Annotated in this window: 21 protein-coding genes; 15 read left to right on the top strand and 6 right to left on the bottom strand. The window is 73.0% G+C overall.

The window, feature by feature from the left end; translation table 11 throughout:
• Window positions 1–62 precede the first annotated feature (62 nt).
• Window positions 63–437: a hypothetical protein gene (locus ACT3T9_RS08950; RefSeq protein WP_345081268.1), complete on the bottom strand. Its 375-nt coding sequence runs from the start codon at window positions 435–437 to the stop codon at window positions 63–65.
• Window positions 438–564: 127 nt separating this feature from the next.
• Window positions 565–1,119, bottom strand: a complete 555-nt coding sequence (locus tag ACT3T9_RS08945; protein WP_345081266.1) for a hypothetical protein — start codon at window positions 1,117–1,119, stop codon at window positions 565–567.
• 111 nt (window positions 1,120–1,230) lie between these two features.
• Between ACT3T9_RS08945 and ACT3T9_RS08940 the strand changes: the two genes are divergently transcribed.
• Both ACT3T9_RS08940 and dld read left to right on the top strand, forming a co-directional pair.
• Window positions 1,231–1,530 carry a hypothetical protein gene (locus ACT3T9_RS08940; RefSeq protein WP_444606368.1) on the top strand — a complete coding sequence of 100 codons (300 nt, stop codon included), beginning with the start codon at window positions 1,231–1,233 and terminating at the stop codon, window positions 1,528–1,530.
• Window positions 1,531–1,618: 88 nt separating this feature from the next.
• Window positions 1,619–3,328: a D-lactate dehydrogenase gene (gene dld, locus ACT3T9_RS08935; RefSeq protein WP_444606367.1), complete on the top strand. Its 1,710-nt coding sequence runs from the start codon at window positions 1,619–1,621 to the stop codon at window positions 3,326–3,328.
• 42 nt (window positions 3,329–3,370) lie between these two features.
• On the opposite strand, the gene ACT3T9_RS08930 is transcribed toward dld, so the two are convergent.
• On the bottom strand, window positions 3,371–4,423 hold the full coding sequence (locus ACT3T9_RS08930) for an acyl-CoA dehydrogenase family protein (protein WP_444606366.1): 1,053 nt from the start codon (window positions 4,421–4,423) through the stop codon (window positions 3,371–3,373).
• Window positions 4,424–4,754: 331 nt separating this feature from the next.
• On the opposite strand from ACT3T9_RS08930, the gene ACT3T9_RS08925 reads away from it, so the two are divergent.
• The gene (locus ACT3T9_RS08925; RefSeq protein WP_444601226.1) at window positions 4,755–5,465 is read left to right on the top strand and encodes a winged helix-turn-helix domain-containing protein; all 711 of its coding nucleotides are present in this window, start codon (window positions 4,755–4,757) and stop codon (window positions 5,463–5,465) included.
• A 7-nt stretch (window positions 5,466–5,472) separates the two neighbouring features.
• Window positions 5,473–6,126 (top strand): nucleotidyltransferase family protein, encoded by a 654-nt coding sequence (locus ACT3T9_RS08920; RefSeq protein ID WP_444601227.1) that lies wholly within the window; start codon window positions 5,473–5,475, stop codon window positions 6,124–6,126.
• 30 nt (window positions 6,127–6,156) lie between these two features.
• On the opposite strand, the gene ACT3T9_RS08915 is transcribed toward ACT3T9_RS08920, so the two are convergent.
• Window positions 6,157–6,894, bottom strand: a complete 738-nt coding sequence (locus ACT3T9_RS08915; RefSeq protein ID WP_444606365.1) for a YoaK family protein — start codon at window positions 6,892–6,894, stop codon at window positions 6,157–6,159.
• Between the two features lie 99 nt (window positions 6,895–6,993).
• On the opposite strand from ACT3T9_RS08915, the gene ACT3T9_RS08910 reads away from it, so the two are divergent.
• From ACT3T9_RS08910 to ACT3T9_RS08885, 6 genes are all read left to right on the top strand, one after another.
• Window positions 6,994–8,097 (top strand): acetamidase/formamidase family protein, encoded by a 1,104-nt coding sequence (locus tag ACT3T9_RS08910; RefSeq protein ID WP_444601229.1) that lies wholly within the window; start codon window positions 6,994–6,996, stop codon window positions 8,095–8,097.
• Entirely contained in the window at window positions 8,094–9,737 is a 1,644-nt protein-coding gene (locus ACT3T9_RS08905; protein ID WP_444606364.1) for an AtzH-like domain-containing protein, read from the top strand. Before ACT3T9_RS08910 ends, ACT3T9_RS08905 begins: the two co-directional genes overlap by 4 nt.
• Window positions 9,734–10,231, top strand: coding sequence for a 2-oxo-4-hydroxy-4-carboxy-5-ureidoimidazoline decarboxylase (uraD, locus tag ACT3T9_RS08900; RefSeq protein ID WP_444606363.1), 498 nt, complete (start codon window positions 9,734–9,736; stop codon window positions 10,229–10,231). Before ACT3T9_RS08905 ends, uraD begins: the two co-directional genes overlap by 4 nt.
• Before the next feature lie 81 nt (window positions 10,232–10,312).
• On the top strand, window positions 10,313–11,557 hold the full coding sequence (locus tag ACT3T9_RS08895) for a pyridoxal-phosphate-dependent aminotransferase family protein (RefSeq protein WP_444606362.1): 1,245 nt from the start codon (window positions 10,313–10,315) through the stop codon (window positions 11,555–11,557).
• Window positions 11,554–12,795: an allantoate amidohydrolase gene (locus ACT3T9_RS08890; RefSeq protein ID WP_444606361.1), complete on the top strand. Its 1,242-nt coding sequence runs from the start codon at window positions 11,554–11,556 to the stop codon at window positions 12,793–12,795. The genes ACT3T9_RS08895 and ACT3T9_RS08890 overlap by 4 nt, the downstream gene beginning before the upstream one ends.
• A complete protein-coding gene (locus ACT3T9_RS08885; protein WP_444606360.1) occupies window positions 12,792–13,643 on the top strand; it encodes a MurR/RpiR family transcriptional regulator in 852 nt (283 codons plus the stop codon). The genes ACT3T9_RS08890 and ACT3T9_RS08885 overlap by 4 nt, the downstream gene beginning before the upstream one ends.
• Window positions 13,644–13,725: 82 nt before the next feature.
• On the opposite strand, the gene ACT3T9_RS08880 is transcribed toward ACT3T9_RS08885, so the two are convergent.
• The gene (locus ACT3T9_RS08880) at window positions 13,726–14,820 is read right to left on the bottom strand and encodes an ABC transporter substrate-binding protein (protein ID WP_444606359.1); all 1,095 of its coding nucleotides are present in this window, start codon (window positions 14,818–14,820) and stop codon (window positions 13,726–13,728) included.
• A 267-nt stretch (window positions 14,821–15,087) separates the two neighbouring features.
• Here ACT3T9_RS08880 and uraH point away from each other — a divergent pair, with 267 nt between their 5' ends.
• The 5 genes from uraH to ACT3T9_RS08855 are packed head-to-tail and all read left to right on the top strand — an operon-like array spanning window position 15,088 to window position 21,985.
• Window positions 15,088–15,408 (top strand): hydroxyisourate hydrolase, encoded by a 321-nt coding sequence (gene uraH, locus ACT3T9_RS08875; protein WP_444606404.1) that lies wholly within the window; start codon window positions 15,088–15,090, stop codon window positions 15,406–15,408.
• Between the two features lies 1 nt (window position 15,409).
• Window positions 15,410–16,399, top strand: coding sequence for a factor-independent urate hydroxylase (gene pucL / locus ACT3T9_RS08870; RefSeq protein WP_444606358.1), 990 nt, complete (start codon window positions 15,410–15,412; stop codon window positions 16,397–16,399).
• A gap of 11 nt (window positions 16,400–16,410) precedes the next feature.
• A complete protein-coding gene (gene allB, locus ACT3T9_RS08865; RefSeq protein WP_444606357.1) occupies window positions 16,411–17,838 on the top strand; it encodes an allantoinase AllB in 1,428 nt (475 codons plus the stop codon).
• Window positions 17,835–19,094, top strand: coding sequence for an XdhC family protein (locus tag ACT3T9_RS08860; RefSeq protein ID WP_444606356.1), 1,260 nt, complete (start codon window positions 17,835–17,837; stop codon window positions 19,092–19,094). Before allB ends, ACT3T9_RS08860 begins: the two co-directional genes overlap by 4 nt.
• Window positions 19,091–21,985 carry a molybdopterin-dependent oxidoreductase gene (locus ACT3T9_RS08855; protein ID WP_444606355.1) on the top strand — a complete coding sequence of 965 codons (2,895 nt, stop codon included), beginning with the start codon at window positions 19,091–19,093 and terminating at the stop codon, window positions 21,983–21,985. Before ACT3T9_RS08860 ends, ACT3T9_RS08855 begins: the two co-directional genes overlap by 4 nt.
• A 7-nt stretch (window positions 21,986–21,992) precedes the next feature.
• Here the strand turns inward: ACT3T9_RS08855 and ACT3T9_RS08850 are convergent, their stop codons facing one another.
• Window positions 21,993–22,637 (bottom strand): nucleoside deaminase, encoded by a 645-nt coding sequence (locus ACT3T9_RS08850; RefSeq protein WP_444606354.1) that lies wholly within the window; start codon window positions 22,635–22,637, stop codon window positions 21,993–21,995.
• Window positions 22,638–22,727: the final 90 nt, after the last annotated feature.

Here is a 22,727-nt window from a genome sequence, read left to right as displayed (position 1 = left end):
CTCGAAGAAATTTAGAGTAGTTGCGATTAGATTCGAGCTGACGCCGATGGCGACCCCACTCCTCATCGGAGTGACCATGTAGCACGTGGGTCGCGAGGCGCCTTGCCTTCCCAGCGGACCACACCGCTCGCGCGCATCTCTTCGAGCAGCGCGCGCGCCCAGGGGCGGGAGTGTCCGGTTGCCGCGACGATGTCCAGGGGTTTGGTGGGATCTGCAAGCCCGGGGAAGCGGCCGGGACTCTCGATCTCGATGTGCGAGGGGAAGATGCTCGCGCGGATGTGGCCCCCTGCCATCGAGTAGTTGCGGTGCACGACGGCATTGACCAGGCCCTCCAGCCAGGCATCCTTCGGAACGAGGGGCTGATCGGTGAACCGTCCACGGGGGCCGAGGATCCGGAGTTCGATGACGTTCGCCCCGTTGACCTGCGAAACGGCCAAGAGCCCGGCGCACGCCACGGCCGGAGTGAGGAGCACGAATGCGAGGCGGCGACGTGATGATGGCGTGCGTGAGCCGGGCGGAGGGTGGCATCACCGTCGAGGTGTGACCTGGTGAGTCGCCAGCGGCTCACTCCTGGAGATCGCTCTTCCGCTTCTCGTAGTCGAGCATCATCCGGTGGGGGAGGGGGCGATTCTGTGCAGCCATCTCGATCGATTCCCGCACGGTCCGGAGTCCCATGTTCCCGCGTGCGTCGAGGTTGAGATCGGGGCGTTCGAAGAAGGCTTCATAGAGCGGCTCGGCCTCATCGTCCTCGAGCATGTAGTTGTCGAACAGGATGGCGAGCGGGGCACCGCGCTTCGAATCGATCCGATTGATCGGCGCTCCTCCGGCAAGGAGGCGGCGCAGCAGCTGAGCATCTTGCTCCGGCTCGAACTCATCGTTCGTGAGGAGGACGTGCAGGACCGTCACGCCGCTGTGGGTAACGATGCCCGGATCTGCGCCGTCATCGAGGAGCCTGTTCGTGATCGCGACACGAGCGTCAAGGTCGGGGTTCACGAGGGCGCCGAAGAGGACCGTGTCCCCGGCCGCTTCCGAGCGGTACGTAGGAGTCGTCGCCGGATCGTAGGCGGCGAGGAACTCCTGCTCGTCGGCCTCTTCTGCCAGGAAGATGGGGTTTGCCATGAGTCTCCCTCGTCGTGGAATGTCCGTGCACCCTAGCTGGTGCGGGGCGTGACGGCGCGGGCGTGGACGGGGAACCATCTCCGCTCCGGTTGTCACACCCGTGGAGTATCAATGGTGCTGACCCTCGACTCCACGGAGCTGATCACCATGGCACTCTCCCTCATTCCCTGGGACGTCCGCGAGGAGCACCGGGGCCGGCACATGTTCCGGATGCTCGAGCGCGAGAGCCTGCGCCGCGATGGGCTCCCGTGCGGTACCCAGGAGGATCTTGACCAGCTCCAGCAGTGGAAGAGCGGCCTCGCGGGCCTGGGCCCCGGCGTCGTCGTCGACTATGTGCCCGAGCATCCGCAGGGGTTCGTCCTCGTCTTTGCCAGGGAGAGCGAGGATCTGATCAGGATGCCCAAGGGGTAGCCGGCCGGGAGACTACGCTGGCTGCAGCCCATGACGGTCCGGGGCGCTCCTCGCGTCGGACCCCACCGCAGCGAGGGAGCAGTCGGATATGCATGCACGGCGAACGCACGGAGGATCGGAAGCACTCGAGGCCTTCACCGAGATCATGGGACGCAAGCACGTCCTCACCTCGGCGCGCGCCACCGCCCCGTACGCCACGGGCGACCGCTTCGGAGCGGGAGAGGTGCTCGCCGTGCTGCGCCCGGGCTCGCTGGTGGACATGTGGCGGGCCCTGCAGGTGTGCGTGGACCACGACCTGATCGTCATCACCCAGGCCGCCAACACCGGGCTCACCGGCGGCTCCGGGCCCGGCGACCAGGACTACGACCGCGACATCGTCATCCTCTCCACCCTGCGGATCGACCAGATCCATCTGCTCCACGACGCCCGTGAGGCGATCTGCCTGCCCGGCTCCACGCTCTTCGCACTCGAGGAGACGCTCGCCCAGCACGGCCGCGAGCCGCACTCGGTGATCGGCTCGACCTCGATCGGGGCGACCGTGGTGGGCGGCATCGCCAACAATTCCGGCGGCACCCAGATCCGCAAGGGTCCGGCGTACACCGAGCAGGCGATCTTCGCGCGGGTCGACGAGCACGGGAAGATCCAGCTGGTGAACCACCTGGGCATCGACCTCGGCTCCGACCCCACGCACATCCTGGACCGGCTGCAGCGAGGCGAGTGGGAGGCCGCCGACGTCACCCCGCCGCCGCCTGACTCGACCGGCACCGCCTATGCCGATCATGTGCGCCAGCTCGCCGGCACCCCGGCCCGCTTCAACGCCGACCCGACCTTCCTCCATGAGGCCTCGGGCTGCGCCGGGAAGTTGATGGTGTTCGCGGTGCGCACCCGCACGTTCCCGCTCGAGAAGGACAAGGCGACCTTCTATATCGGCACCGACCGTCCGGCGGACCTCGAGGGTCTGCGCCGCACCTTCCTCGCCGCGGACGCCCCTCTGCCGTTCTCCGGGGAGTACATGAGCGCGCACGCCTTCGACCTGGCCGTGACATATGGGAAGGACACGTACGTCTCCCTCAAGCACGCCGGCTCCCGAACCCTGGTGCGCATGTTCGCCCTGAAGGGCTGGGCGAACGGGGTCTTCTCGAAGGTGCCGGGTCTGGGGCCGTCGGTGGCCGACGCGATCTCCCAGAAGCTGTTCGCCCTGGTGCCGGAGAAGATCCCGCCGCGCCTGGTCGAGCACCGGAACCGGTACGCCCATCATCTGCTGCTGGTGGTCAGCGGCAACCAGCGGGCGGCGACCGCGCAGCTGCTTGAGGGGTTCTTCGCCGCGCCCGAGCACGAGGGCGCGTTCTTCGAGTGCGACGCCGAGGAGGCCCAGAGCGCCACGCTGATCCGCTTCGGCGTGGCCAGCGCCGCCAGCCGCTTCTTCGTCATGCACCGCAGCGAGGCCTCGGCGATGGTCACTTTCGACGTCGCGCTGCGCCGGGACGACGAGGACTGGCTCGAGGTGCTGCCCCCACAGATCGCCGACCAGCTGCTGGAGAGCGTCTACTTCGGGCACTTCTTCTGCCACGTGCTGCACCAGGACCACGTGGCCAAGAAGGGCGTGGACCCGGTGGCGCTGAAGAAGGAGATGACGGCGCTGCTCGTGGACCGCGGCGCCGCCGTGCCCGCCGAGCACAACTTCGGCCGTATCTACCCCGCCCCGGATCCGATGGTCGAGCACTTCCGCCGGCTGGATCCGCTGAACATGTTCAACGCGGGGGTGGGTAAGACGTCGGCGAAGAAGGGATGGGCGTGAGTGGGACCTGATCCGGATGCGTCCCGCAGGAGCGCATGAGGGTCAGCTCTTCTTCTCGCCCGTGGACCAGAAGTAGACCAGCCCCGTCCCGTTCAGCAGTCGGTCGCCGATGGCGCGCTCCTGATAGATCACCGGGTTGTGGGAGGCCAGGGTGCGGGCGTTGCGCCAGTGGCGGTCCAGCGCCCGTGCGGTCGAGGTCGCGGACGCCCCACCCACCTCGAACATCTCCGCGGTCACCGCGAGCACGTCGGGCACGGCGGTGAGCTGGGCCTGGATGGTGCGCAGCTCCGCCGCGTCGATCAGGTGAGCACGCTCTTCGTCGGTCGCCGACTGCGCTGTCGCGAGGAGCTGGGCCGCGGCCAGCACCGTCGCCTCCGCCGTCGCCGCTCGCGCAGAGATCCGGCCCACCACCTGCTGGATCAGCGGATCTTCCGCGGCAGTCGCGCCGCTGCCCTGGGAGTAGACCCGGGTGCGGGTGCGCACGAACTCGACCGCGTCCCGCACTGCCGCACGCCCCACCCCCACCAGGGAGGACAGCAGCACCAGCTGCAGGAACGCGGTCTGCGGCGTCGGCGCTCCGTCCCCGCCCTCGAGACGCTCGCGCACATGGCTGGCCGGCACCGCGACATCCTCGAACAGCGAGGAGCCGCTGCCGGTGAGGGTCTGACCGAAACCATCCCAGTCATCGCGCAGCGTGACGCCGGGGGAGTCTGCCCGCACTGTCACTCGGGCACGGCCGCCGGATCCGGTGCGGGCCGAGACGTTGATCCAGTCCGCGAACAGCGACCCGGTCGAGTAGTGCTTCTCGCCGGAGAGGCGGTAGCCGTCCTCGTCGGCGGTGACCGTGGTGACCAGGTCGCCGACTGTCGCGCTGGTGCGTTCGTGGCTGGCATTGCCGAACACGGCACCGCCGGCGACGAGACGGAACCAGTGCGCAGCGTCCTCTCTCGCAGCGTCTTCTCCGTCTGTGTCCTCTCCCTCCTCACCGAGCAGCAGGCCGTTGACGAAGGCGAAGTGGGCGCGCAGCAGCTGCGGCAGATTCGAATCGGCCTCGCCCAGATCGATCAGTAGCCGGAAGAACGTCTCGATCCCCACGCCGTCGTCGATGACTTCTCAATGACTGACAGGGTCTTGTGAAGCGGGACTGCCGCACGGGCAGGTCAAACTGTCACCTGACGGTGCGGCAGTCCCCCGCCCCCGGCACCGCCACCCGCGAGCTCCCGAGCGCGAGGACCGCAGCGTCGGAGACCACCGCCCGGGCGCCCTGGCGGTTCCGCCGCCGAGCTTCCCTCCCATGGACCGCTGGTCACGATTCGATCTCGGCGGCACTCCGGCATGGGCATGAAATGAGTGTTGCGGTGGAGTGGGGGAACGCGACGGGGACGTTTCATAGCCGCCCTGTCCTGATCCAGAAGGTGGTCCCGCGGTGAGCCGTCCCTCGCATTCCGGTCTGCGCGTCCTGCACATCTCCCCGGCACCCCTCGCCCTGCATCGCCCCGTCCTCCGGGCGCTCGCGATCCTGCCGCACACCGTGCACTACGCCGGGGCGTCGCAGCCCGAGCTGCAGCGCGCCCCTGAATGCGACGTCGCGGTGTTCGACGCGACCGCGGATCTCACCTGGGCCCCGCACATGGTGACCCGACTCGAGGCGGCCGGGCTCACCCTGCCGCTCGTCCTGATCATGGCCGAGAGCGGCCTGGCCGCCGCGCATCAGGACTGGGGAGCCGCTGACTATCTGCTCCCCGCCTCCGGACCGGCCGAGGTCGACGCCCGGCTGCGCCTCGCCCTCCGCTTCGCGCCCGCCCCCGAGGTCGGACCCGAGCTGATCACCGTGGGCGGCCTGGTGATCGACGAGACGAGCTATACCGCCACCCTGGACGAGCAGCCGCTCGAGCTGACCTTCAAGGAGTTCGAGCTGCTGAAGTACCTGGTCCAGCACCCGGGACGGGTGTTCTCCCGAGCCCAGCTGCTGCAGGAGGTGTGGGGATACGACTACTTCGGCGGGACCCGCACGGTGGACGTGCACGTGCGTCGCCTCCGCGCGAAGCTCGGCACCGGCATCGATTCCGCGATCCACACGGTCCGCAACGTCGGCTACCGCTTCGACCTGGCGGTCTCCGAGCTGCAGAGCGCCTGAGGCCCCCGTGTCACAGTCCGAGACCCGCCCCCGCCCCTCGCCCGACGAGCGCGAGCTCCCGGACACCACGGCCGTGCTGCTTGCCGCCGGTGAGGGGCGCCGTCTGGGCCGCGGTCCCAAGGCGATGCTGCAGAAGGACGGCGAGCCGCTGGTCGCCGTGCAGACGCGGCGCCTGCTCGCGGGCGGCTGCCGGGACGTGGTGGTGGTCGTCGGCGCCTACGGCGATCAGGTCGGCGCGGTGGCGCGCGAGGCGGGCGCGGTGGTGGTCGACAGCCCGCTGTGGCGGCTCGGCATTTCCGTCTCGCTGCGCGCCGGGGTGGCCGCCGCCCGTGCCCCGCATCTGCTGATCGCATTGGTGGATCAGGTGGGGCTCGACGCCGAGCTGGTGCGTCGGCTGCTCCGGGCGCATCGGCCGGGACGCGCGACCGCAGCGGCGTATCCCGGTCCGGACGGCAGACTCCTGCGCCGCCATCCTGTGCTGATGGACGCGGCCGACGCCCGGGAAGCCGCCGCTCAGGCCCACGGGGACCGTGGCGCGCGCGACTGGCTGCGCGCTCACGCAGGGCGCGTGGACCTCGTGGACTGCCGCGACCTGGACGACGGCAGCGATCTCGACACCGCTGTGGATCTCGCCCGGCTGGGGCTGCGCGCGGCCCGCTGACACAGGCCGGCCCTGCGCCCGACCCCGATCTCAGACCCGACCCCGCCGGTGCCCGATCAGCGCGGTGACCGCGCAGATCAGACCGGCCAGCACCAGGCCCGCCCCGACATGCACCCGCAATAGCAGTGCCCCGACGGTCGCGCCGACCAGCATCAGCGCCACCGCGAGCAGGCGCCGCGCCCACAGGGGCCCGGAGCCTCCGGCCAGGCGGGAGTCCATCGCCAGGCCCGTGATCGTGGAGGTGATGACCACGGTGGTCACGTCCTTCACCGCGATCGCCCGGGCGGTCGCGGCCTGCGCCCCCATCGCCAGGCCCAGCGCCCCGGTCACCCCCAGCAGCACCGGGTGCGGGGCATCTGCCCACAGCATCAGCAGGATCCCGAGGCAGATCACCAGCGTCCCGACGCCGCAGAGCAGGCCGGTGCACATCGCGGACCAGGCCCCGGTGAGGCCGCCGAGGGCGAGGCCGGCCAGGACCGCGCCCAGCACGAAGCCGACCAGGGCCAGCGCGGGCCCGGTCACTGGGAGGTCGTCCGCCCCGGTCAGCGCCATGCCGAGGATCACCACGTTGCCGGTCATGTTCGCGGTGAACACCCGGTCCAGCCCCAGGAAGCCGACGGCATCGACGATGCCGGTGGCGAAGGTGAGGGTGAGCATCAGGCGCAGGTGGGTTCGCTGCGGATCGCGCGCCGGGGGTCCGACGGGGGTTCCGTCGGCGGGTGCGGCCTCCGGGGCGGCGGCGAGGTCGGGGGAGGAGGTGTCCGTCATGGCTCGGACGCTATGCATCGTGCGAAACCCCGACGGCACAGCCGTGTAACAGGCGCGTAAAACCCCGCCGCTAGCGTGGGCGGCGACCTGAGGAGGAGCATGACCACCGAGATCCTGCGACCGGACGGCGCCCCCGGGGACGGCCCGGGGCCCGGAGCCGTCCATCTCCCCGTGGAGGAGGCGACGACCGTCTGGGGCCGACTGCCCTGCGCCGCGGACTCCCCGGTGCTGCGCCTCGATCCCGGCGACGAGGTGGTCGTGGACACCCTCAGCCACGAGGGGATCCTCGAGGACCAGGGCCGCGACCCGCTCGCCTTCTTCGCCGCCCACGGCGTCGACCCCGAACAGGTGCTGCCCGACGCGATCGCGATCGCCGCCGGACACGGCCGCCGCGATCCCGGACGCGACGGCCCGCATGTGGTCACCGGACCGATCCACGTCGCCGGAGCCCGCCCCGGCGACCTGCTGCGGATCACGATCCTCGAGCACACCCCGCGTGTCCCCTACGGCGTGGTCTCCAACCGCCATGGCCGCGGCGCCCTGCCCGGGGAGTATCCGCGCGGCGAGGGCACGGTGAGCGTCTTCGCCGGCGTCGAGGACGGACCCGACGGCCTGCTCGGGACCATGGCGCCGCGCGCCGGGGCCGAGCGCAGCATCCGGTTCCCACTGCATCCGTTCCTGGGGATCATGGGCGTGGCCGTTCCCGGCACGCAGCGCCCGCACTCGGTGCCGCCGGGCGCGCACGGCGGCAACATCGACCTGAACCTGCTGACTGCCGGCTCGGCCCTCTACCTGCCGGTGCAGGTCGAGGGGGCGCTCGCCTACCTCGGCGACCCCCACTTCGCGCAGGGCGACGGGGAGGTGGCGCTGACCGCGATGGAGGCCAGCCTCCGCAGCCGGCTACAGCTGGACGTGATCGCCCGCGAGGAGGCCGTCGCACAGTTCGGCGAGATCGCCGGGCCCCTCGCGGAGACCGCCGAGCACCTGGTCCCCACCGGCATGGACGAGGACCTCGACCGCGCCGTCCAGGACTGCGTGCGCCACGCGATCGCGCTGCTCCAGGCCCGCTGGGGCCTGGATCCGGAGCACGCCTACGCCTATCTCAGCGCCGCCACCGACTTCGACATCTCCCAGGTGGTGGACGTCGTCAAGGGCGTGCACGCCCGTATCCGCACGGCCGACTTCGCGGAGGTCCGTCGATGAGCATTCCGTCCACCCCACCCGCACCTCCACCCGCACCCGTCCCCGCGCCCTCGGCCGACGGACCTGTCGCCCACGGACCCGAGATCCCGGGCCTGCTCGAGGCGTTCTGGGCCTACGAGACCGCACTCATGGCCGACGATCTCCCCATGCTCGACACGCTGTTCGCGCCCGGTCCCGACACCCTGCGCGGGGACGCCGCCGGGCTGCTGCGCGGCCACGACGCGATCAGCGCCTTCCGCGGCGGGCGCGGCGGGGCGCCGGCGAGGCGGATCGTCGCGCTCGAGGTGCGCGCCCTCGGCGCGGAGCGCGCCGCCGTGGTGGCGACCACCGAGCTGCTGCGCGGAGGCCGCGGCCAGCAGACCCAGGTGTGGCGGCGGGGCGAGGACGGCTGGAAAGTCGCCGTTGCCCACGTGGCCGTCGCCGCCCCCGCCCTGGACCGCCGCATCTGGCGGGTGGTCGGCGATCCGCTGCTCCCCTCCTCGCGCCCGCCCGGCGAGGGACCGGGGTCGCTCGACGGGGAGAGCATCGCCGTCAAGGACGTGATCGCCGTCGAGGGACAGCGGCTCGGCGGCGGAAGCCCCGCCCTGCTCGACCGGGCCCGCCCCGCGCCGCGCCATGCCGCCGCCCTGCAGACCCTGCTGGCGGCCGGTGCGGAGGTGCGCGGAATCGCCGCCACCGACGAGCTCGCCTACAGCCTCGCCGGGACGAACCATCACTACGGCACGCCTCCGAACCCTCGTGCCCCGCACCGGATCAGCGGCGGTTCCTCCTCCGGCCCCGCCTCCGCGGTGTCGCTCGGCCACGCGAGCATCGGCCTCGGCACGGACACCGGCGGCTCGATCCGGGTCCCCGCCGCCTTCCAGGGGCTGTGGGGGCTGCGTCCCACCTATGGCGCCGTCTCCCGGGAGGGCGTGCTCCCGCTCGCGCCGAGCTTCGACACCGTCGGCCTGCTCACCCGCGATCCGGCGCTGCTCGCCCGTGCCGCGACCGTCCTCCTGCCGGAGCCGGCATCGGTGCTCGAGGATCCGGTGCTGCGCCCCGTCCCGGGCCTCGAGCATCTGTTGGACGGCGAGGTCGCCGGAACCCTGGACAGCACGCTGCGCCGCTGGTCCGCCGCGGCGCGCCTCGAGGCCGCCGCACCGCTCGCGCCGGAGGAGCTGGAGAGCTGGGCCGAGGCGTTCCGGGTGCTCCAGGCGCGGGAGGCCTGGGCCGCCCACGGCGGGTGGGTGCGCGCCCACCGCGAGGCGCTCGCCCCCGACGTCGGTGCCCGCTTCGACGCCGCCGCCTCGCTCACTCCCGCCGACGAGGAGGCCGCCCGCGCGGTGCGCACCCGCGCCGTCGACGCGATCAGCGCGCGGCTCGCTGACGGGGTGCTGGTGGTGCCGGCGGCGTCGTCCGTCGCCCCGCTGCTGCACGAGGCCGCGGCGGGCTCGCCTGTGCTCGAGGGGCACCGCGCCCGCACCCTCCGCCTGACCTGCCTCGCGGGTCTCGCCGGGCTGCCCGCCGTCGCCGTCCCGCTGTCCACCGCGCCGACTCCCGGTGGACCGGCCCTCCCCACCGCCCTCACCCTGGTCGGCCCGCCCGGCAGCGACCTCGCCCTGATCCGCCTCGCCGCCCGCCTCGAAGGAGGATTCGCATGACACCGCGCACCGCCCTGGACCGTCTGAACAGCGCCCCGCCTGCGGGGCTCGCCGAGCAGCTGCGCGCCTGCGCCCCGATCGAGAGCTGGGTGAGGCATCTGATCGCCGCCCGCCCGTACCCCGGCCGGGAGTCGCTGCTCGCCGAGGCGTCCGCCCGCGCCCGCGCCTGGAGCACCGAGGACGTTCTCGGCGCGCTCTCCCATCACCCGCGGATCGGGGAGCGGGCCGCGGGACTGAGCGCCGCCGAGTCGGCGCACTCCTCCGCCGAGCAGGCCGGGGTCGAGGACCCGGACGCGTGGGTCCTCGCCAATGCCCGCTACGAGCGACGCTTCGGCACCGTGTTCCTGATCCGCGCCGCGGGCCGTAGCCAGGCCGAGATGCTCGCCGAGCTCGAGCGCCGCCTCGGTCAGGACGACGAGGCGGAGCGGGCCGAACGGGCCGAGCAGCTCCGCCAGATCGCGCTGCTCCGCCTCGAGGCCCTGATCGCGGACTGACCCCGGCCCGAAACACCCGTGAAACGTCTGTTGCATTGACTGGGGTGCGCCCCAGGAACGTCCCCAGAACGGATCCCACCCATGAGCACCGCCCCGATCGATCCGCCGCATCGGCTCCTGATGGGTCCCGGCCCGATCAGCGCCGATCCGCGCGTGCTGCGCGCGATGTCCGCCGCGCTGGTGGGCCAGTTCGACCCCGCGATGACCGCCTGGATGACCGAGACCCAGACCCTCTACCGCGAGGTGTTCCGCACCGCGAACGAGGCGACCCTGCTGGTGGACGGCACCTCCCGGGCCGGCACCGAGGCGGTCATGGTCTCCCTGCTCGAGCCCGGGGATCGGGTGCTGGTCCCGGTGTTCGGCCGCTTCGGCCACCTGCTGGTGGAGATCGCCGAGCGCTGCGGCGCCGCAGTGAGCACCGTGGAGGCCGAGTGGGGTCAGGTGGTCCCCGTCTCCCGGATCGAGGAGGCCGTGGCGCGGGAGCGTCCGAAGCTGCTCGCGGTTGTCCAGGGCGACACCTCCACCACCATGAACCAGCCCCTCGAGGAGCTCGGCGCGATCGCCGCGCGACACGGCGCCCTGCTGTACACCGACGCGACCGCGTCCCTCGGCGGCAACGAGCTGGCGGTGGACGCGTGGGGTATCGATGCCGCCACCGCCGGACTGCAGAAGTGCCTGGCCGGCCCGTCGGGCAGCTCCCCGCTGACCCTGTCCGCTCGGGCGCGGGAGGTCATCGCCGCACGGCGGCACGTCGAGGCCGGGATCGCCGACGGCAGCCCCGGCCGCGGCCGACGCATCGCCTCGAACTACTTCGACCTCTCGATGATCCTGGACTACTGGGGCGAGCAGCGGCTGAACCACCACACCGAGGCGACCAGCATGCTGTATGCCGCGCGCGAGTGCGCCCGGCTGCTGGTCGCGGACGGGATGGAGGCGTCCGTCGCCCGCCACCGTCTCCACGGGGGAGCGATGGCCGCCGGCGTGCGGGGCCTGGGGCTGGAGCTGTTCGGGGACCAGACCCACCGGATGCACAACGTGCTGGCCGTGAGGATCCCCGACGGGATCGACGGGGACGCTGCCCGTGCCGCGATGCTCGAGGACTACGGGATCGAGATCGGCACCAGCTTCGGGCCGCTGCACGGGACGGTGTGGCGCATCGGCACCATGGGCTACAACGCCCGCCGGGACGCCGTGCTGCTCACCCTCGCCGCGCTCGAGCAGGTGCTCCGCCGCGGCGGCGTGAGCGTGCGGGGCGGCGGAGGCGTCGGCGCGGCCCTCGAGCACTACGACGGAGCGACCCCTGAGAGCGCGGGAGGTGCGCGATGAGCGCCGACGCCCTCGAGGCAGCCCGCCGCATCATGGCCGACTGCGACCGGATCGCCGCCATCTCCGCGCGCGAGGACGGCATCGAGCGCACCTACCTCACCCCCGAGCACGCCCGCCACAACACGGTGGCCGCCGAACTGATGACCGCCGCCGGGATGCGCACCTGGCAGGACGCCGCCGGGAACCAGCGCGGGCGGCTCGAGGGCTCCCGGGAAGGACTGCCCGCCCTGGTGCTCGCCTCCCATCTGGACACGGTGCCGGACGCCGGGCGGTACGACGGGATCCTCGGGGTGCTGCTCGCCGTCGAGACCGTCGCCCGGCTGCGGGAGCGGGCCGCGGAGCTGCCCTTCGCCCTCGAGGTCGTCGCCTTCGCCGACGAGGAGGGCACCCGCTTCGGCGTCACCCTGCTGGGCAGCCGCGCGCTGGCCGGCATCTGGGAGCCCGAGTGGTTCGACCTGCCCGACGCGGACGGCGTGACCATGGCCGAGGCCTTCGCCTCCTTCGGCCTGGACCCCGCCCGGATCGACGAGGCGGCGCTGCGCCGCGAGGACCTCGCCGGCTACCTCGAGGTGCACATCGAGCAGGGCCCCTTCCTCGAGGCGGCGGACCGGCCCCTCGGCGTGGTCACCTCGATCGCGGGCGCCCGCCGTTTCGCCCTCACCATCCACGGGGAGGCCCGGCATGCCGGCGGCACCCCCTACGAGCGGCGCCGCGACGCGCTGATCGGCGCGAGCCGTGCGGTGCTCGACATCGAGCGGATCGCCCGGGAGCACGGAGCGATCGCGACCGTCGGCCGCCTCGAGGCGTTCCCCGGCGGGGTCAACGTGGTGCCCGGACGGGTGGAGATGTCGCTGGACCTGCGCGCCGAGACGGACCGGCTGCGCGACGAGGTGCTCGAGCGGATCCTGGAGCGTGTGCGCGGCGCCTGCGCTGAGCGGCGGCTCACGCTGGACGTGGAGCAGATCCACGCGGCCCCGGCCGTGCGCTGCGCACCCCGTCTGATGGATGCGGTGCGTGCGGGGATCCGTGCGACGGGCGATGATGAGCCGATGGAGCTGTTCTCCCGCGCCGGTCACGATGCGATGGCGATGGCCGCCGTCACCGACATCGGCATGCTGTTCGTCCGCTGCGCCGATGGCGTCAGCCACCACCCCGACGAGTCCGTCACCGTCGAGGACGTGGCCGTCGCCCTGCAGGCCTTCGAGGCGGCCGTCCTGCACACCGCGGGCGCGGCATGAGCGGTGCCCGCATCGACGCGCGGATCGACGGCAGGTATGCCGAGCTCACGCCCCAGGAGCGGCGGGTCTGCGACTTCCTGCTCGAGCACCTCGGCGACCTGGCCGTGTTCAGCGCCGCGGACATCAGCCGCGAGACCGGGGTGTCCAAGGCGACGGTGAGTCGGCTGTTCCGCAAGCTGGACTTCGCGGACTTCCGCGAGGTCAAGGAGCACACCCGGGCCATGCGCAGCGCCGGCACGCCGCTCGCGGCGCCCACCCGGACCGGCGTGCCGGGACTGGGGCCCGGTCTGGAGGCGCATCTGCGCGCGGAGCGGGAGAATCACGACCGTCTGCTCAGCGTGCTCTCCGCCGGGGGGCTCGAGCAGGCCACCGCCCTGCTGAGCAGGGCGCGGCGGATCCTCGTCATCGGCCTGCGCAACAGCTATCCGGTCGCCCTGCATCTGCACCAGCAGCTGATCCAGGCGCGGGAGGACGTGCGGGTGGCGCCGCGGCCGGGCCAGGCGCTGGGGGAGGAGCTGGTCGGCATCGGCGCGAACGACCTGGTGGTACTGGTCGGCTTCCGACGACGTCCCGCCACGTTCCCCGACCTCGCCTCGGCGATCTCCGACGGACCGGCCTCGTGCCTGCTGATCGGCGACGGCACCGCCCGCCCCTACGCCGCCGGGGCCGACTGCTGGCTCGAGTGCCCGATCGACTCCGACGGCGCCTTCGACTCCTACTCGACCGCGATGGCGCTGGTGTCGGTGCTGTCGAACGGCGTGCTGAACCGGCTGGGGCCGGAGGGGGCCCGCCGCATCAGCCGGATCACCGCCGCCTATGACGCCCTCGGGGAGCTCGAGGGCAGCTGAGCCGGAGCGGCAGGCGGCCGCTCCCCGCGCGCACGGGAACGGGGGGCGGACCCTGCGGTCCGCCCCCGTCGGCTCCCCCATGTCAGTTCAGGTCGGGGTTCTCCGCGTAGACCTCCTCGAGCAGGGTGGTGTCGAAGCAGTCCTCGACGGTGAGCTCGTACCCGGCTCCCGCGAGTGCCTCCACGTTCTGCTGCATCAGCTCGGCCGACATGGTCAGCAGCCCGTTGGCGGTGGTCTCCTCGGTGCTGACCAGGTCGATCTGCTCCTCCGCCTGCCGGATCTCCTTCTCCAGGTCCAGGCCCAGATCCTGCCCGAACTCCTCGACCGCCAGCCGGGCGCCCTCCTCGGGCTCGGCGATGGCGTCCCTCCAGCCGCGGATGAGGGCGAGCAGCGCGGCCTTGAGCGCCTCGCGCCGGGTCTCGATGCTCTCCTGGGTGACCACCAGGCTCTCGGCCATGAACGGCAGGCCGTTGTCCGCCAGCGGCAGGTTCACCACGTCCTCGCCGGCGAGCTCCAGGGTCAGCGCCTCGTTGGTGAGGTAGCCGAAGAACCCGTCGACCTCGCCGTTCACGAGCGGCTGCGGGTCGTACTGCACCGGCACCTTCTCGAGCTGGGCCGCGTCGATCCCGTTGGCGGCGAGGAACCCGTCGAACAGGGTCTCGTTCACGCCGGTCTGCACGCCGATCTTCTTGCCGACGAGGTCCGCCGGGGTCGCGATCGGGGCCGCGTCGCCGAGGGAGATGATCGTGAAGGGGTTCTTCTGGTAGGTGGTGCCGATGATCTTCAGCGGCGCCTCCTCGTCCTGGATCAGCGGCGCCACGCCGAGCGGCGAGGTGGTGCCCATGATCGCCGAGCCCGAGAGGACCATCGTCTCGCTCGAGGTGCCGGACGGTCCGCCGGCGATGAGGTTCACCTCGGAGAACCCGGCCTCCTCGAAGTAGCCGCGGTCGATGGCCATGTACTCGCCGGCGAACTCCGCGTTCTTGATCCACGAGAGGTTGATGTCGAGCGTGCCGTAGTCGGCCGCGCCCTCCCCGCCGTCGGAGGAGCCGCCGGAGGCGGACTCGGCGTCGGCCCCGCCGCAGGCGGCCAGCGACAGGGCGCCGAGCGCGGCGAGGGACGTGCCGATCACGACGCGTCGGGTCGGGGCGGAGGCAGAGGTGCGAGGAATCTTCATGGCGTTCGCCTTCTTCTCAAGGGGTGCAGCGCCTCGGGGCAGTGGCGGCGAGTCCGACGCTAGGGATCGTGTGTTTCAGCGGGCGTCTGGGCCTGTTTCACGGTGGTTACATCTGCAGAGCAGACCCGCGAAACACATGTTTTACACGGGAGAAACGGTCCGGCCGCACTCGATTTCTAGCGTGGAGGAACCAGGGTGGGACCCGGCCGCGCAGCCTGTCGCAGGCGGCGCGCGGGACCCGCCGACCGCCGGAGGAAGGACGCCGTCATCAGCCACGTCACCACCCACGTGCTCGACACCGGCACCGGCCGGCCCGCTGTCGGCGTCGCCGTGACTCTCCTGGATGCTGGCGGCTCCGAGGTCGCGACCGGGGTCACCGACGCCGACGGGCGCGTGCGCGTCCTCGGCCCGATCGCGCTCGTGCCGGGCACCTACCGTCTCCGCTTCGCGACCGGCGCCTACTACGCCGAACGCCGCCAGGTCACGTTCTTCCCCGAGGTCGAGGTGGCCTTCTCCCTCGACGAGGGCCACGCCCATGTGCCGCTCCTGCTGAGCCCCTTCGCCCACTCCACCTACCGAGGCAGCTGACATGCTCGAGACCACCACCCCGCAGACCCCCGCCCCGTCGGCCACCCCCGCGGGCTCCGCGCCCGCCGGCTCCGCCCCCACCGCCGTGCTGGGCCGGAACCAGTACGGCAAGGCCGAGGTGCGGCTCGTCCACGTGGACCGCTCCACCCTGCGCCATGCGCTGACGGACCTGAACGTCACCTCGATGCTGCGCGGCGACTTCGAGGACTGCTACCGCACCGGCGACAACGCGCGGGTCATCGCCACCGACACGCAGAAGAACACCGTCTACGCCTTCGCGAAGCAGTACGGCGTCGCCGGTCCCGAGCGGTTCCTGCTGCGCCTGGCCGAGCACTTCATGGCCGAGGGCACGTGGCTGACCGGCGGGCGCTGGGAGGCCGAGCAGTTCGGCTGGGAGCGCATCACCGCCGCAGGTGAGGGGCACGACCACTCCTTCGTGCGCACCGGCCCCGAGGTCCGCACCGCCGCCGTCACCGTCCAGGACGGCGCCACCCACGTGATCGGCGGGATCAAGGACCTCGTGGTCCTGAAGTCGACCGGCAGCGAGTTCCACGGCTTCCCGCGGGACCGGTACACGACCCTGCCCGAGACCACCGACCGCATCCTCGCCACCGAGGTCACCGCCCGCTGGCGCTTCCGTGAGCCCGTCGCGGCCGACGGGACCTCCGGCGTCGACCCGGACGAGACCTTCGCGGCGGTGCGCGCGGTGCTGTTGGAGACCTTCGCGACCACGCACTCCCTGTCCCTGCAGCAGACCCTCTTCGCGATCGGCGAGGCCGTGCTCGCCGCCCGTCCGGAGCTGGCCGAGATCCGCATGGTCATGCCCAACAAGCACCACTACCTCGTGGACCTCAGCCCCTTCGAGCTCGGCAACGACAACGAGGTGTTCATCGCCGGGGACCGCCCCTACGGGCTCATGCAGGCCGCGGTCACCCGCCCCGGCGAGCCCGACCAGCCGGCCGCCTGGGAGTGGCTCGGCGGATTCTGCTGAGGCCCCGGACCATGCCAGGACCAGGGACGACGGCCGCGACGAAAGCCGGGACGAGCTCCGGCGAGCTGCACACCGTCCGCGCCCACGAGATGCTGCTCGGGGACCGGCTCGTCGCGGCCGAGCTCGACATCGAGGACGGCCGGATCACCGTGATCCGCCAGCTCCCGGACGGGGCACCGCGCCTGCCCGGCACCCTCGTCGTCCCCGACGGTCTGCAGGTGCTGCCCGGGAACGTGGACACCCACGTGCACATCAACGAGCCCGGTCGCACCGAATGGGAGGGTTTCGCGACCGCCACCCGCGCCGCCGCGCTCGGCGGGGTCACGACCCTCGTGGACATGCCGCTGAACTCCATCCCGCCCACGATCGACGTGGCATCGCTGCGTGTGAAGCAGGCCGCCGCCCGCGACGCACTCGCGGTGGACCTCGGGTTCTGGGGCGGGATCGTCCCCGGCAACACCGCCCAGCTGCGTCCGCTGTGGGAGGCGGGTGTGATGGGCTTCAAGTGCTTCCTGCTGCCGTCGGGGGTGGACGAGTTCCCGCCGGTCGACGCCGCCCAGCTGCGCGCGGCGATGCATGAGGTCGCCACCTTCGACGGGCTCGTGATCGTCCACGCCGAGGACGCCTCCACCATCGACGCCGCCCCGGCGGTGCCGTCCGCGAAGTACACCGACTTCGTCGCCTCCCGGCCTGAGTCCGCCGAGGTCACTGCGATCGCGGGGCTCATCGAGGCGGTGCGCGAGACCGGGGCCCGCACCCACCTGCTCCACCTCTCCAGCGCCCGCGCCCTGGACCTCATCCAGCAGGCCAAGGCGGAGGGTCTGCCGCTCACGGTCGAGACCTGCCCCCACTACCTGTGCTTCGCCGCGGAGGCCGTGCCGGATGCGTCGCCGGAGTACAAGTGCTGCCCGCCGATCCGCGACGCCGGCAACCGCGACGCCCTCTGGCAGGGCCTCGAGGCCGGGCTCATCGACATGATCGTCACCGACCACTCGCCGTCCTCCCCGGCGGAGAAGCACCGCGGCGCCCCCGACCTCCAGCAGGCCTGGGGCGGGATTTCCGGACTCCAGGCCGGATTCACCGCCGTCGCCGCCGAGGCCCGCACCCGCGGCATCGACATCGCCCAGGTGAGTCGCTGGATGGCGCGGGCGACCGCCGACCTCGTGGGCCTCGCCCACAAGGGCCGCCTCGAGGTGGGCGCCGACGCGGACCTGATCCTCTACGACCCGGCCCGCACCCAGACCCTGCGCGCGGACCGCTTCGTTCACCGTCACCCGCTCTCCGCCTACGACGGCCTCGCGCTCCAGGGCGCGGTGGTCGATGCGGTGCTGCGCGGGCAGATCCTCACGGCCGACGAGGACGCGTCCCCGCGCGGCCGGTTCCTCACGGGGCACGGGGCGACGGCGCCCGGCGCGGAGCAGGCGGGAGCGGGCGCATGAGCGACACCCTCGCCGCGCCGCTCCAGGGTGCCCTCGCCGCGGCCTGCACCCGCTGGCTCGAGGCCGGCAAGCCCCTCGCGCTCGCCACCATCGTCGCGACCGAGGGCTCCGCGCCCCGGCCGCTCGGCACCACGATGGTGATCGGGGAGGGCGGGCTGGTGCGCGGCTCCCTCTCCGGCGGCTGCGTCGAGTCAGACCTCATCGAGCAGGGCCTCGAGGTGCTCGCCACCGGCGTGCCCGAGCGCCGCACCTACGGCTACACCGACGCCGCCGCCTGGGAGGTGGGGCTCATGTGCGGCGGCAGCATCGACGTGCTCGTCCAGCCTCTCGCCGCCCCGGACCCCGCCGCTGGACTCGACGCGCTGCTGGACGGTGCACCGGGAGCGCTGCTGTGGAGCCTCGACGAACCGAGCCGACGCCTCGCCCTGCCCGTCCCGCGCGCCGACGACGCGGGGGAGTGGGAGGGCCCGCTCGCGGCACTGCTCGCCGGGGCCGACGGGCCCGGCGCCACCGGCGAGGCCGACGCGACCGGCGGGGCCAGCGAGCCCGTGCTCTTCGTCGACCCCGCGCTCGTGCGCCGCCTCGCCGCACAGCTCGCCGCCCGCACCGCCGCCGGCGAGACCGGCATCGTCTCCCTCCCCACCGACTGCGGTCTGCTCGCCGAGGGCATCCCGGCCCTGCCCGCACCCGACGCCCCCGAGCTGTTCCTCCTCGTGAGGCGCCCCGCCCCGCGCCTCATCGTCAGCGGCACCACCGACCTCGCCGCGGCCCTGCTCGCCCAGGGCCGCACCCTCGGCTACGACACCACCGTCGTCGACCCGCGCAGTACCTTCCTCACCCGCGAGCGGTTCCCCGCCGCGGACCGGATCGTCGTCGCCCGCCCCGACCGCTACCTCCGCGAGGAGGACGAGGCCGGGCGGCTGGACCACCGCACCGTCATCGCGTGCCTGGGTCATGATCCGAAGATCGACGACCCCCTGGTCGAGACCGCGCTCTCCCTCCCGGTCGCCTACGTCGGCGCGATGGGCTCCCGCCGCACCCACGACGAGCGGATCCGCCGCCTCCTCGAACGGGGCGTGACCATCGCCCAGCTCGAGGCCCTGCACTCGCCGATCGGCCTGGACCTCGGCGGCTCCACCCCCGCCGAGTTCGCGCTCTCCGTCATGGCGGAGGTCGTCGCCGAGCGCACCGGTCGCGCGGCCGCCCAGCCGCTGCGCACCACCACCGGCCCCCTGCACGGAAGCATCCCCGCATGACCACCACCCCGCAGACCTCCCGCCCCGCACCCCCGGCCGGAGCCCCCGTGATCGTCGACGGCACCCCGGCCGCGGCCCCGCCCCGCCCCGGCCAGTGCCTGCGCACCTACCTGCGCGACCTCGGCCGGCTCGGCGTGAAGAAGGGCTGCGACGGAGGCGACTGCGGCGCCTGCACCGTCCACCTGGACGGCAAGCCCGTGCACAGCTGCGTCGTCCCCGCCGTGCGCGCCGCCGGCTCCGCCGTCACCACCATCAACGGCCTCGCCGCGACCGCCCCCGCACCCACCGAGATCCCGGCAGATGCCGCAGCCCCGTCGGCCGATGCGACCCCGCCCGCCCCGGCGGGCCCTGCCACCCCGCCCGAGCACCCCGTCCAGTGCGCGTTCCGCAAGGCGCAGGGCTTCCAGTGCGGGTTCTGCACCCCCGGCATGATCATGACCGCCGCGGCGCTGACCGACGGGGACCGCGCCGACCTGCCCCGCTCCCTCAAGGGCAACCTCTGCCGCTGCACCGGCTACTCAGCGATCGAGGACGCGATCGCCGGCTGCGTCCACGTCGAGGAGGGGGCGGCCGCGGGTCGCAGCCTCGGCGCCCCCGCCGCCCGCCGCGTCGTCACCGGCACCGAGCCGTACACCCTCGACGTCGACCCCGCGACGCTGCCCGGGCTGCTGCACCTGAAGCTGCTGCGCTCCCCGCACGCCCACGCCCGGATCCGGGCGATCGACACCGCCTCCGCGCTCGCCGTCCCCGGCGTGCACAGCGTCCTCACCCACGAGGACGCCCCGGACGTCCTGTTCTCCACCGGCCAGCACGAGCACCTCGCCGACGACCCCCTGGACACCCGGGTGCTCGACGACACCGTCCGCTTCGTCGGGCAGCGCGTCGCGGCCGTGCTCGCCGACTCCGTCGCGGCGGCCGAGGCCGGGGTGCGGGCCCTGCAGGTCGACTACGAGCTCCTCGAGGCGAACACCGACCCCACCCGAGCCCGCACCGGTCCGGCCCTGCACGGCGAGAAGACCGAGGGCTCCGGCATCGCCGACGCGGCCACGAACCTCGTCGCCGCCCTGCACACCCGGGTCGGGGACCTCGAGGCCGGCCTCGCCCGTGCCGCCGTCGTGATCGACCGCGAGTTCGAGACCCAGCGCGTCCAGCACGTCAGCCTCGAGACCCACGCCTCGATCGCCTCCCTCGACCCCGACGGCACGCTCGTGGTCCGCTCGAGCACCCAGGTCCCCTACCTCGCCCGCCGCACCCTGGCGCGCCTGTTCGATCTGCCCGCCGAGCGGGTCCGCGTGATCGCCCCGCGTGTGGGCGGCGGCTTCGGCGGGAAGCAGGAGGTGTTCACCGAGGACCTGGTGGCGCTCGCGACCCTGCGCACCGGCCGGCCCGTGCAGCTCGAGCACACCCGCACCGAGCAGTTCACCTCCACCTCGGTGCGCCACCCCATGCGGCTGCGGGTCCGGGCCGGGGCCGACACCGACGGTCGCCTCACCGCGATCCACCTCTCGCTGCTGTCGAACACCGGCGCCTACGGCAACCACGGCCCCGGCACCATGTTCCACGGCACGGGCGAATGCCTGGCCGTCTACAGCGCACCGGCCAAGGCGGTGGACGCAGAGGTCGTCTACACGAACACCGTCCCCTCCGGGGCGTTCCGCGGCTACGGGCTCAGCCAGACCGTCTTCGCGATCGAGTCCGTGATGGACGAGCTCGCCCGTGCCCTGGGCCTGGACCCCTTCGCGTTCCGCCGCCGGAACGTGATCCGCGAGGGCGATCCGATGATCTCCACGTCGCCGACGCCCACGACGGACGTCGAGTACGGCTCCTACGGGCTGGACCAGTGCCTGGACCTGGTCGAGGAGGCGCTCGCCGCCCCGGCGGAGGGGGCCGACGGCGGTGCCCGGGGGGCCGCGGGGCTCGGCCCCGACTGGGCGATCGGCACCGGCATGGCGCTGTCGATGCTGGACACCGTGCCGCCGCGCGGCCACCACTCCCACAGCCGGCTCGCCCTGCGGGGCGACGGGAGGATTGAGGTGCGGGCGGGCACGGCCGAGTTCGGCAACGGCACCACCACCGTCCACGTCCAGCTCGCCGCGGCCGCGCTCGGCTGCGCCTCGGAGCGGATACGCATCCTGCAGTCTGACACCGCCCTGGTCGGCCACGACACCGGGGCGTACGGCTCGGCCGGCACCGTCGTCGCCGGCAAGGCGACCTTCCACGCCGCGCAGGCCCTCGCCCGCCGGCTCGCCGAGAGGGCGTCGGAGCTCCGCGGCACGACCACGGACCCGGCGGACTGGGCGGGGGAGGAGGCCGGTCTCCGCCACGGGGTGACCGCGACCCTCGTCCCCTGGGAGGAGCTCGCCGCGAGCACCACCGGCCCGGACTCCCCGGGGCCGCTCGAGGCGGAGGCCCACTGGAACGGCTCGCCCCGCTCCGTCGCCTTCAACGTCCACGGGGTGCGGGTCGCCGTGCACCGCCGCACCGGCGAGCTGCGGATCCTGCGCAGCATCCAGGCGGCCGATGCCGGCTTCGTGGTCAACCCCCACCAGTGCCGCGGCCAGGTGCAGGGCGGCGCCGCGCAGGCCCTCGGCGCCGCCCTCCACGAGGAGGTCGTGGTCGAGGCGGAGGGGCGGGTGAGCACCGACATCCTGCGCCAGTACCACATCCCCACCTACGCCGACGTCCCCCGCACCGAGGTGCTCTTCGCGACCACGAGCGACCGGCTCGGTCCGCTGGGCGCGAAGTCCATGAGCGAGAGCCCGTACACGCCCGTCGCCCCGGCGCTCACCAACGCGGTCCGCGACGCCGTCGGGGTGAGGGTGACGTCCCTGCCCATGAGCCGGGACCGCCTGTACCTCGCGATGAAGGCCGCCGGGGTGACGACGGGCTGACGGGACCTCAGCCCGCGTGCACCCCGGTGCCCCGCGCGTTGTACAGCGTCGCGGAGCCCGCGGAGACGAGGTCCCGGTAGCCGGCCAGCACCTCGACCGCCTCCTCGCGCAGCACGTCGGTCTCCACCTCGATGCCCCGCTCGCGGAACCGGCCGATCCAGTCCTCCGGCATGGGGCCCTCGTCGAAGCCGGTGAGCTCCTCCACCTCGGGTCCGTCCACGGCGATGACCAGGCGCGTCACCCCCGACCACATGGTCGCGCCGTAGCACATGACGCACGGGCGCGCGTTGACCCACAGCTCGAGCGGGGCCGCGCCGGCGGCGCCCAGATCCCAGGCACCCCGCCGCGTCTGCGCGAGGGAGAGCGTCGTGACCTCGGCGTGCATCGAGGACAGCCCCGAGGCGAGCACCCGGTTCACGCCAGCCGCGACGATCTCCCCGCTCGCGCCGTCGCGCACCAGGGCGGCGAAGGGCCCGCCGCCGCCCTCGCGCACGTTCCGCTCCGCGAGCCGGTTCAGCAGCCGCATGAGCACGGTGCGCGCGGCCGGGGAGTCGCCGCTCGGGGCGGTGCCGAGCGCGGCCACCTCCTCCGCGACCCAGTCCGGCATGGTGACGCCGAAGGTCGAACGGGCGGTGGATGCGTGCTGGTCCATGGGCTGCCTCCCGGCGGTCTGATGACGGTGCGGACTCGCACCCTCCGGTCGCCGTCAGGCTAGGGGCGGGACGTGTCGGCCATGTTTCCG

It is taken from the genome of Brachybacterium sp. AOP29-B2-41, from assembly GCF_052378395.1.
GTDB lineage: Bacteria > Actinomycetota > Actinomycetes > Actinomycetales > Dermabacteraceae > Brachybacterium.
This window is presented reverse-complemented; position numbering and strand designations above follow the sequence as displayed.